Below are 10,690 nucleotides of genomic sequence, written 5' to 3' on the forward strand. Positions count from 1 at the left end.
TCCGGGGTGCTGTCAGAGTGTAGCTGGCGGTAAAGGAGGGCACCGATGCCCATCGCGCTCAAATGGCTCAATGTGTTGCCTGCTGAAAGAGCGGCCCTGGCTTTGGGCTTCGCTTTCCACTTCTGTGTGCTGGCCAGCTATTACCTGGTTCGACCGTTGCGCGATGCCTTGGGCCTTGAAGGCGGCGTCGACCGGTTGCAGTGGCTGTTCACCGCCACGTTCGTGGTGATGCTGCTGATGGTGCCGGTGTTTGGCGCATTGGCGTCACGGCTGCCGGCCACGCGCTTCGTGCCGTTGATCTACCGCGCGATTGCCGTGTCGATGCTGGTGTTTGGCCTGTTGATCGGCAACCGTGTTGCGCCGGTGACGGTCGGCCAGGTGTTTTTTGTCTGGATCAGCCTCTACAACCTGTTCATCGTCTCGATTTTCTGGAGCGTGCTGGTCGATCGCTTCTCCAGCGAGCAAGGCCGGCGGCTGTTCGGCTGCATCGCGGCCGGTGGCACCCTGGGCACCTTCATCGGGCCCTTGCTGGCGGCAACCATGGCCACTCGTCTGGGCCCGCTGGCATTGACCCTCGCTGCGGCGCTGCTGCTGGAGTTGGCGGTACGTTGCTATCGGGGACTGTTGTCGAGGACCCGATCGCAGGCGGGTACTCGGGTTTTGGACGAACGGCGCCTGGGGGGCAGCATGCTCGCCGGGATCACGCTGATCCTGCGGTCGCCTTATCTGTTGGGGTTGGTGGCCTTCATGCTGTTGCACACCAGCGCCGCGACTTTGTTGTATTTCGAGCAGGGACGGATCGTCGCTGGCAGCTACGCTGATGTAGGCAGCAGAACGCAATTCTTCGCCATGGTCGATTTGCTGGTGTCAGCGCTGACCTTGATCTGCCAGTTGCTGCTGACGGCGCCTCTGATTCGTCTGCTGGGTATTGGCGGTGCGCTGCTGGTTATGCCCCTGGCGACCGTCCTGGCGTTTGGTGTCATGGCCCTGGCGCCGGTGCCGGCCAGCGTGGCACTGGCCCAGGGGCTGCGCCGCGCGGTGGAGTTCGGCATCGTGCGGCCAGCGCGTGAAGTACTGTGGACGGTGGTCAGCCGCGAAGAAAAGTATAAGGCCAAGAATGTGATTGAAACCCTGGTCTATCGTGGTGGTGATGCCGCCAGTGGCTGGCTGTCGACCGGTTTGACGGCCATGGGTGCAGGCTTCGGCCTGGTCGCGGTGGTGGTCGTGCCGTTCGCGGGACTGTGGGGCGGGTTGTGCCTGTGGCTGGCCAGGCGCCAGGCGCGAATGGCCGGGCCCGTCCCACAGGCGCCGGACCCCAGGTGAGGGAAATGTCATGAGCCATGCGCAAGGTTTTACCCGCAGGCAAATACTCACGCTGGCTGCCGCCGCATCGGCGGTCTTCACGCTCGGCCCGAGCGGCGCGCAAACCTCGCCAGCGGCGGGAACAGGAGGCAAGACCATGATGACCCGCGTCATTCCTTCCAGCAAAGAGCCATTGCCCGCCGTCGGCCTGGGCACCTATCGCGGCTTCGATGTGGCACCTTCGGACCCTGCCTACCGCAGCTTGCCCGCGGTGCTTGATGCGTTGTTCGAAAAGGGCGGCAAGGTCATCGACAGCTCGCCCATGTACGGCCGCGCCGAGCAGACCACGGGCGAGCTTCTGTCGATTCACGAGCCACGTTCACCGGCATTCCTGGCGACCAAGGTGTGGACCCGGGGGCGTGAAGAAGGGATCGCGCAGATGGAGCAATCCTTCAAGCTGCTGCAGACCGACCGCATCGACTTGATGCAGATCCACAACTTGCTGGACTGGCAAGCCCATCTGCCGACCCTGCGCCAATGGAAGGAAGAAGGGCGCATTCGCTACATCGGCATCAGCCATTACACCGCGTCGGCCTATGACGAGGTGGAGGCAGTGCTCAAGGCCGAACCACTGGACTTCCTGCAGATCAACTATGCGCTGGATGATCGTGCGGTCGAGAAACGCATCCTGCCCTTGTGTCGCGACCGCGGTGTGGCGGTGATCTGCAACCGGCCGTTTGGCGGCGGTGGCCTGATCGCGCGGTTGCAGGGCAAACCATTGCCCGGCTGGGCCGCGCAAGTCGGGGTCAAGAGCTGGCCGCCCCTGGCGCTCAAGTTCCTGTTGTCGCATTCGGCGGTGACCTGCGTCATACCCGGCACCGGCAACCCGCGCTACATGACGGAAAACGCCAGCGCCGGTTTCGGCCCGATGCTCACCGATGCCCAACGGCATCAGTTGATCGCCTTGCTGGATTGAAGCCTGGGCAGCTTTCGGCAGGCGGGTTCCTGACTACACTGATTGAGGTCCGAAAAATCTGACCGGCACGACTCGCTCGGCAGTCCCCATGCAAGACATCCCCAACCATTACACAAAGGAGATCGAACATGACAATCCGTATTGGCGATGAGGCACCGGATTTCACCGCCGACAGTACCGAAGGGCCTATCCGTTTCCACGAGTGGATCGGCGACAAATGGGCCATCCTGTTCTCGCACCCGAAAGACTTCACCCCGGTCTGCACCACCGAGCTTGGCTACATGGCCCGGTTGAAGCCAGAGTTCGACAAGCGCAACACCAAGGTCGTCGGCCTGAGCATCGACCCGGTCAGCGACCACCACGCCTGGCTTGGCGATATCGAGGAAACCCAGGGCCATGCGGTCAACTACCCCATGATCGGTGACGACAACCTGGTGGTGGCCAAGCTCTACGACATGATTCATCCCAATGCCAGCGGCGGCCAACGCACCGCCGTGGACAATGCCACGGTACGTTCGGTGTTCATCATCGGCCCGGACAAGAAGGTCAAGGCGATGCTGATCTACCCGATGAGCGCCGGGCGCAATTTCGATGAAGTGCTGCGATTGCTTGACTCGCTGCAGTTGAACGCCAAGCACACTGTCGCCACGCCGGTGAACTGGCGGCCGGGGGACGACGTGATCATTCCGACGTCGGTGTCCGACGAGGATGCGAAGAAGAAATACCCCGACGGCTTCAAGACCCTCAAGCCGTACCTGCGCACGGTGGCGCAACCGAAATAATCCCCGGCGACGTACACCGCCCCCGTGGGCGGCGGTGTACAGGCTGGCTTCGGCTTACACCAGGTATTTGCGAAACCACCCCAGTGTCCGCTCCCAGGCCAGCTTCGCCGCCGCCTCGTCATAACGCGGCGTGGAGTCGTTGTGGAAACCATGGTTGGCGCCGGGGTAGATATAGGCTTCATAGGTCTTGCCCCCGGCCTTCAACGCCTGCTCATAGGCGGGCCAGCCTTCATTGATGCGCGTATCGAGTTCACCGTAGTGCAGCATCACCGGCGCCTTGATCCGCGGCACGTCCTTGGCGTCCGGTTGGCGGCCGTAGAACGACACGGCGGCGCCCAGTTCCGGGTACGCCACGGCTGCCGCGTTGGTGACACCGCCGCCATAACAGAACCCGGTGATGCCGACTTTGCCATTGGCATCGGGGTGTTTCATCATCCACTCGACGGCGGCGAAGAAGTCATTCATGAGTTTCTGCGGGTCGACCTTTTCCTGAAGCGCGCGGCCCTTGTCGTCGTTGCCGGGGTAGCCGCCGACCGAGCTCAGGCCATCCGGGGCGAGGGCGATGAACCCGGCCTTGGCCAGGCGCCGCGCGACGTCTTCGATGTAAGGATTGAGCCCACGGTTTTCATGCACGACCACCACCGCAGGAGGCTTGCCGGCGGCTTTGGCGGGGCGCACCAGATAGGCACGAACCTGGCCGTTGCCCTTGGGTGAGGGATATTCGACGTACTCGGCAATGATGTCCGGGTCGGTGAATTCGACCTGTTCGGCCAGGGCATAGTCCGGGCTCAGGGACGCCAGCAGTGCACTGGCGGTCAAGCCACCCAGGGTGAACAGCGCGGCACGGTCGAGAAATTCACGCCGGTTGATCAGGCCATGGGCGTAGTAGTCGTAGAGTTCCAGCAGTTGCGGGGAAAAGTCTTTTGCCGTGAGACGGGTCATAGGGCGCTTCCTCTTCAACCTATTGAACGTGAACGTGTAGGCGCTGGCTTGCCGGCGAAAGCGGTCTATCATTCCACGCTTTAGTCGACTGACCCGGCGCATTCGCTGGCAAGCCAGCTCCTACAGGGGACATGTCAAATTACAGACACTGCACCCCGGCTTTCGCCACTTGCGCATCCTGCTCGGCCTTGACCCCGGACACCCCGACCGCACCGACCACCTGGCCGTCGACCAAGATCGGCACCCCGCCTTCGAGCGAGGTCAGCAGCGGGGCCGAGAGAAAGGCTGTGCGCCCGCCATTGACCATCTCTTCATAGCCTTTGGATTCACGCCGGCCGAGTGCCGCGGTGCGGGCTTTTTCGGTGGCGATGTAGGCACTGATGGGCGGTGCGCCATCGAGGCGTTCGAGGGCCAGTGGATGACCGCCATCATCGACCACCGCAATGGTCACCGGCCACTGATTGGCTTGGGCTTCGGTGCGGGCGGCGTCGAGTATCCGGCTGACTTCGGCCTGGCTCAGGACGGCTTTGCTGTTCATGGGCGTTCTCCAGTGGGCGCTATTGGGACAGGGCGGCTTCGACCAGTTCGATCCAGTGCCGGACGGGGGTTCGGCCCGCGCCGTCGAGGTGCGACTGACAGCCGATGTTGGCGGTGACGATGACTTCGGGGTAGCCGCTTTCCAGGGCATTCATCTTGTTGTCGCGCAGTTGCCGGGCCAGTTCGGGTTGGGTCAGCGAATAGGTGCCCGCCGAACCGCAGCACAGGTGCCCGTCAGGCACGGTGGTGAGGTTGAAGCCCAGGCGCATCAGTACCTTTTCCACCGCGCCACCGAGTTTTTGCGCGTGCTGCAAAGTGCAGGGGCAATGGAACGCCACGCGGTGGGCATTGTGGATCCCCAGCTGTTCGAGGGGTTCGGCGCGCAACACCTCCACCAGGTCCTTGGCCAGCGCGCTGACCCTCTTGGCCTTGTCGGCATACTCCGGGTCGCGCGCTAGCAGATGCCCGTAATCCTTGATGAACGCGCCGCAACCGCTGGCGGTCTGCACGATGGCCTCGGCGCCTTGTTCGATGCCCGGCCACCAGACATCGATGTTGTGCCGGGCGCGATCGAGGCCGGCAGCCTGGGCGTCCAGGTGATAATCCACGGCGCCACAACAACCGGCCTCCCGGGCCGGCATGACGCTGATGCCCAGGCGGTCCAAGACCCGGGCGGCGGCCACGTTGGTATTGGGCGACAGGCCCGGCTGCACGCAACCTTCGAGCATCAGTACCTGGCGGGCATGGCGCACGGCGGGGCGTTGCTTGGTCACCGGCACGTTGCGCGGCAGTTTGCTTTGCAGCGCGCCGGGCAATAGCGCGCGAAACACCTGGCCGCTGTTGACCAGGCGCTTGAACAGGTCCGGATGCGGAACCAGCGTACGCAGCCCTTCACGCAACAGACGCTGGCCCAGCGGACGCGGCACTGCCGCATCGACCACGGCGCGGCCGATGTCCAGCAAGTTGTGGTAATCGACCCCCGAGGGGCAGGTGGTCTCGCAGTTGCGGCACGACAGGCAGCGGTCCAGGTGCTGCTGGGTCTTCTCTGTCACCTCGTTGCCTTCCAGCACCTGCTTGATCAGGTAGATGCGTCCGCGCGGGCCATCCAGTTCATCGCCGAGCAACTGATAGGTCGGGCACGTGGCGTTACAGAAACCGCAGTGCACGCAGGTGCGCAGGATGCTGTCGGCTTCCTCGGCGCGGGGCAATTGACGGGCGCGTTCGCTCAAGGTGGTCTGCATGATTCATAACTCCGCGTACAGGCGTCCGGGGTTGAAGATGCCCTGGGGGTCGAGTTGCCGCTTGAGGTTCTGGTGGTAGCGCATCAAGGCGTCGGGCAGTGGCTGGAACGGCGTGTCCGTGAGCCCGTGGCTGTAGCAGGTGACGTGCCCGCCCGCTTCTTCGACGACCTGGCGAATGAACCTGGCCTGGGCATCGGACTTGAGCCAGCGTTGGGCGCCGCCCCAGTCGATCAATTGCCGACCGGGCAGGGACAACCGTGGCGTGTTGTTGGGCACCGACAGGCGCCACAGTGGTTGGTCTTCGTCGAAGAACGCCAGGCGCTGCTCGTTGAGATCGGCCCAGTACGCACTGTCGAGCAACTCGCCGCCGAGGCGGTCATGGGCCGCCGCCACCGAACCTTCGCCGCCCTCCAGTCGCAGGTGCAGATGTTCACCGTCATGGCACGCAGCGCTGATCGGCAGCGGTTGCTGGCCCCATTCCGCCAGGCGCAGCAGGGCATGTTCGGCGCTCATTTGCAGGCTGATGCTCAGGGACTGCCGGGGCTTGGGCAGAACTTTGAGCGAGACCTCGGTGATCAAACCGAGGGTGCCGTAACTGCCGGCCATCAGGCGCGACAGGTCGTAACCGGCGACGTTTTTCATGACCTCGCCACCGAATCGCAGGTGTTTGCCCAGGCCTGTGATCACCCGCGTGCCCAACACGAAATCCCTGACCGACCCCGACCAGGGCCGCCGCGGCCCCGACAACCCGCAGGCGATCATGCCGCCGACGGTGGCACCTTCGCCGAAGGAGGGCGGTTCGCAGGGCAACATCTGTTGCGCGTCGTCCAGCACCTTCGCCAGTTCCGCCATTGGCGTGCCGCAGCGCACCGTAATCACAAGCTCCGTCGGGTCGTAGCTGACGATGCCCCGATGCGATCGAGTATCGAGTATTTCGCCTGCTGTGACGCGCCCGAGGAACGCCTTGGTGTTGGCACCCTGGATGCGCAGGGGCGTGGCGTTCGCCAGTGCCTGGTTGACCTGCTCCAGCAGTGCGCCGCTGTCATCGAGATTGGCCGGTGCCTCCATCAGAAGCGCTCCAGGTCAGGGAAGGGCAGTTGCCCGGCGTGTATGTGCATGGCGCCAAACTCGGCGCAGCGGTGCAGGGTCGGGATGTTCTTGCCAGGGTTGAGCAGGCCGCCGGGGTCGAACGCCGCCTTGACCGCGTGGAACAGGGTCAGCTCGTCGCTGTTGAACTGCGCGCACATCTGGTTGATCTTTTCCCGGCCGACGCCGTGTTCACCGGTGATGCTGCCGCCGACCTTCACGCACAGCTCGAGAATCTTGCCGCCCAGGGCTTCGGCGCGATCCAGTTCGCCAGGCGTATTGGCATCGAACAGGATCAGCGGATGCATGTTGCCGTCGCCGGCGTGGAACACGTTGGCTACCCGCAGGCCGTACTCGGCCGAGAGGCTGGCGATGGCCTTGAGCACACCGGGCAGTTCGCGGCGCGGAATGGTGCCGTCCATGCAGTAGTAATCCGGCGACAGGCGGCCCACCGCCGGAAAAGCGTTCTTGCGCCCGGCCCAGAAGCGCACGCGCTCGGCCTCGTCCTTGGCCTGGCGCACTTCGGTGGCGCCAGCCTGTTGCAGCACCTGGCGCACGCGATCGCAATCGTCACGCACGTCGGCTTCGACGCCGTCGAGTTCGCACAACAGGATGGCCTCGGCCTCCACCGGGTAACCGGCGTGGATGAAGTCTTCGGCGGCGCGGATGGCCAGGTTGTCCATCATCTCCAGGCCGCCGGGAATGATCCCGGCAGCAATGATGTCGCCGACCGCGCGGCCGGCTTTTTCCACGGAATCGAACGCCGCCAGCAGCACCTTGGCCGATTGCGGCTTGGGCAGCAGCTTGACCGTGACCTCGGTGATCACCCCGAGCATGCCTTCGGAGCCGGTGAACAGGGCGAGCAGGTCCAGGCCGGGGGAGTCCAGGGCGTCGGAGCCCAGGGTCAGGCATTCGCCTTCGACGGTAAGGATGTCCACCTTGAGCAGGTTATGCACGGTCAGGCCGTATTTCAGGCAATGCACGCCGCCGGCATTTTCGGCGACGTTACCCCCAATGGAGCAGGCAATTTGCGAAGAAGGGTCGGGGGCGTAGTACAGGCCGAACGGTGCGGCAGCCTGGGAAATCGCCAGATTGCGCACCCCTGGCTGAACTCTGGCGGTGCGGGCGGCGGGGTCGATCTGCAAAATCTGGTTGAAGCGGGCCATCACCAGCAGCACGCCTTTTTCCAGGGGCAAGGCGCCGCCGGACAGCCCGGTGCCGGCACCCCGGGCGACCACCGCAACCCGGCGTTGATGACACAGGCGCAAGACGCCCTGGACCTGGGCAATGTCGCGCGGCAGCACCACCAGCATCGGTGTGGTGCGATAGGCGCTGAGCCCGTCGCATTCGTACGGCTTGAGTTCTTCCTGCTGGTGCAGGATCTCCAGATCAGGCAACTGCGTGCGCAAGGCCTGCAACAGCGCGCTCTTGTCGACCTCTGGCAACGCGCCGTCGACGCGTTCATCGTAGAGAATGTTCATAGTCGTTTTACGATACTCCGTTCATGAAAGCCCGGGCCATTGCCCGGGCTTTTTTAACAGAGTTGCGCGAGCAACCCGGGGCTGTGCCGATCAGTGGCCGCCCACCACCATGTGGCTGAACGGCGCCACATAGGCCTGCAGCGTCACCAGGCCGCCGACCAGGATCGCCAGGACGATCGAGTGGAAAAACACATAACGCAGGATTTCCCCTTCATGGCCGTACCAGCGGGTGGCGGTGGAGGCGACCACGATCGACTGGGCGTCGACCATCTTGCCCATGACCCCGCCGGAACTGTTGGCGGCGGCCATCAATACCGGACTGAGCCCCAGTTGCTCGGCGGTCACCTTCTGCAAGCCGCCGAACAGCACGTTGGACGCGGTGTCCGAGCCGGTCAGTGCCACGCCGAGCCAGCCCAGCAGGGTGCCGAACATCGGGTAGAAAACCCCCGTGGCGGCAAAGGCCAGGCCCATGGTCGCGTCCAGCCCCGAGTAACGGGTGAGGAAGCCCAGGGCCAGCATCGCGGTAATGGTAATCAGTGAGTAACGCACCACCCACAGCGTTCGCAGGTACTGGTGAATCAACTGCGGGATGGAGTAGCCCATCAACAGCCCGCCGAGGATCGCCGACAGCAGGATGCCGGTGCCGGTGCTGGTGAACCAGGTGAACTTGTAGATCGCTTCTTCGGTTTTCGGCGCCGGCACCACGGGCGGAACCTTTTCGATCTGCTGGTGAATCGTGGTGAAGGTCAGGACCGGGGCGAAGATTGGGTTGGCCTCGCGCAACGGTTTACCCTGGGGATCCAGTTTGGCCGAGCTGGTGGCCGGATCGATCGCCGGGCGGGTGTCGAACATGTTCTTGAAGCCCTGGGTGCCCCAGGCGAACACGAAGACGGTGAGGATGATCCACGGCATCCAGGCGCGCATCACCGCAGGCTTGGCGTCGCTGGCGAAGGTTGCGCTGGCCACCGGCTTTTCGTCGTGTTCCTCGGCGATGGCCGAGTTGTCGACGCGCCCGGAGAGGGCGGCGGAGGTGTGTACGGTGGCCGGTTTCCACACCTTGAGGAAACCCGTCAGGCAGGCCATGGAAATCAGCGCGGCGATCACGTCCACCAGCATCGGCCCGTGATAGTTGGACACGACGAACTGCGGAACGGCAAAACTGACCCCGGTCACCAGGATCGCCGGCCAGATTTCCAGCATCTTGCGCCAGCCGGCGAAGGCCCAGATCAGCCAGAACGGCACGATCACCGAGAAGAACGGCAGTTGCCGACCAACCATCATCGACAGCTCCATCTCATCGAGCCCGGTGACTTTGGCCAGGGTAATGATCGGCGTACCCAGGGCACCGAAGGCCACGGGGGCGGTGTTGGCGATCAGTGCCAGGCCCGAGGCGGCCAGAGGTGAGAAGCCCAGGCCGATGAGGATCGCCCCGGTCACCGCCACCGGTGTACCAAACCCGGCAGCGCCCTCGAAAAAGGCGCCGAAGCAGAAGGCGATCAGCAGCAATTGCAGGCGGCGATCATCGGTGATCCGCGCCAGGGAGTCCTGCAGCACTTTGAACGAGCCGTTCTCGGTCGTCAGCCGATGCAGAAAGATGATGTTCAACACAATCCAGCCAATCGGCAGCAAACCGTTGGCGGCCCCGTACAACGCGGCCGATCCGGCCATGTTGGCGGGCATGCCGAAGGCGAAAATCGCGATCACCAGGGCCGAAGCCAGGGCCATCAGTGCCGCCAGGTGTGCCTTGACATGAAAGAACGCCAGGGCTGCCAGCATCACCACCACCGGCACCGCGGCCATGAGGGTTGAAAGCACCGGGTTGTTGAACGGATCGTAGATTTGCTGCCAAACCATGTTCCACCTCTGCTTTTTATTGTTGGGAGTGCAGCCCCTTGGGGGGGGAGGTGGCCTGTAGTATAGGTGGCATTGCGCCGCTGTCAGGGTGCGGTGACTGTCGCGTTAATCGGCGCTCTGCGGGCGCCTGAGCTAGCATTGCCGATAGGTCAAAACCAGCCACGGGAGGAAAACAGCAATGACTGAGCGCCATCTGGAGCACAAGGAGACCCTTTCGAACGGATGCAGCATCAAGGTCAAGGCCGAGATACTCAAGGACGGCTCCCTGGGCATGTTCATCGGAGTCTACCGACCGGACGGCACGGCCATCGACGAAAACCACGATCCCAAGCCGCATATGCTGGACATGGAAGCGGCGATGGACTGGGGGATCGACATTGCCAAGGGAATTGGCAATAGCCAGAGGACGCTATGACGCAGGGGCAGGGGATTGGTTGTGCGGCCATCGCTGGCAAGCCAGCTCCTACAGGAGCCAGCCTGCTGGCGATG

Annotated in this window: 10 protein-coding genes; 4 read left to right on the forward strand and 6 right to left on the reverse strand. The window is 63.7% G+C overall.

Annotation, left to right across the window (positions count from 1 at the left end; genetic code table 11):
• Nucleotides 1-45: 45 nt before the first annotated feature.
• The 3 genes from NQL71_RS29200 to NQL71_RS29210 all read left to right on the forward strand — a co-directional run bounded on the left by NQL71_RS29200 (nucleotide 46) and on the right by NQL71_RS29210 (nucleotide 3,060).
• Nucleotides 46-1,323: an NTP/NDP exchange transporter gene (locus NQL71_RS29200; RefSeq protein WP_077186115.1), complete on the forward strand. Its 1,278-nt coding sequence runs from the start codon at nucleotides 46-48 to the stop codon at nucleotides 1,321-1,323.
• 10 nt (nucleotides 1,324-1,333) lie between these two features.
• Complete coding sequence (locus tag NQL71_RS29205; RefSeq protein ID WP_077186116.1) at nucleotides 1,334-2,278, forward strand: aldo/keto reductase; 945 nt, start codon at nucleotides 1,334-1,336, stop codon at nucleotides 2,276-2,278.
• A gap of 128 nt (nucleotides 2,279-2,406) precedes the next feature.
• Nucleotides 2,407-3,060, forward strand: a complete 654-nt coding sequence (locus NQL71_RS29210) for a peroxiredoxin (RefSeq protein WP_077186117.1) — start codon at nucleotides 2,407-2,409, stop codon at nucleotides 3,058-3,060.
• A 54-nt stretch (nucleotides 3,061-3,114) separates the two neighbouring features.
• On the opposite strand, the gene yghX is transcribed toward NQL71_RS29210, so the two are convergent.
• The 6 genes from yghX to NQL71_RS29240 form a co-directional block, all read right to left on the reverse strand.
• Complete coding sequence (gene yghX, locus NQL71_RS29215; RefSeq protein ID WP_274643755.1) at nucleotides 3,115-4,002, reverse strand: YghX family hydrolase; 888 nt, start codon at nucleotides 4,000-4,002, stop codon at nucleotides 3,115-3,117.
• Nucleotides 4,003-4,141: 139 nt separating this feature from the next.
• Nucleotides 4,142-4,540: a heme-binding protein gene (locus NQL71_RS29220; RefSeq protein ID WP_046818790.1), complete on the reverse strand. Its 399-nt coding sequence runs from the start codon at nucleotides 4,538-4,540 to the stop codon at nucleotides 4,142-4,144.
• A 19-nt stretch (nucleotides 4,541-4,559) separates the two neighbouring features.
• Entirely contained in the window at nucleotides 4,560-5,780 is a 1,221-nt protein-coding gene (gene glcF / locus NQL71_RS29225; protein WP_046818791.1) for a glycolate oxidase subunit GlcF, read from the reverse strand.
• Between the two features lie 3 nt (nucleotides 5,781-5,783).
• The gene (glcE, locus tag NQL71_RS29230) at nucleotides 5,784-6,848 is read right to left on the reverse strand and encodes a glycolate oxidase subunit GlcE (RefSeq protein ID WP_274643756.1); all 1,065 of its coding nucleotides are present in this window, start codon (nucleotides 6,846-6,848) and stop codon (nucleotides 5,784-5,786) included.
• On the reverse strand, nucleotides 6,848-8,347 hold the full coding sequence (glcD, locus tag NQL71_RS29235) for a glycolate oxidase subunit GlcD (RefSeq protein ID WP_046818793.1): 1,500 nt from the start codon (nucleotides 8,345-8,347) through the stop codon (nucleotides 6,848-6,850). The genes glcE and glcD overlap by 1 nt, the downstream gene beginning before the upstream one ends.
• Before the next feature lie 90 nt (nucleotides 8,348-8,437).
• Nucleotides 8,438-10,201, reverse strand: a complete 1,764-nt coding sequence (locus tag NQL71_RS29240; protein WP_046818794.1) for an L-lactate permease — start codon at nucleotides 10,199-10,201, stop codon at nucleotides 8,438-8,440.
• Between the two features lie 178 nt (nucleotides 10,202-10,379).
• Here NQL71_RS29240 and NQL71_RS29245 point away from each other — a divergent pair, with 178 nt between their 5' ends.
• The gene (locus NQL71_RS29245) at nucleotides 10,380-10,616 is read left to right on the forward strand and encodes a hypothetical protein (RefSeq protein WP_046818795.1); all 237 of its coding nucleotides are present in this window, start codon (nucleotides 10,380-10,382) and stop codon (nucleotides 10,614-10,616) included.
• The last annotated feature ends 74 nt before the right edge of the window (nucleotides 10,617-10,690 follow it).

Source organism: Pseudomonas serbica, from assembly GCF_028823535.1.
GTDB lineage: Bacteria > Pseudomonadota > Gammaproteobacteria > Pseudomonadales > Pseudomonadaceae > Aquipseudomonas > Aquipseudomonas serbica.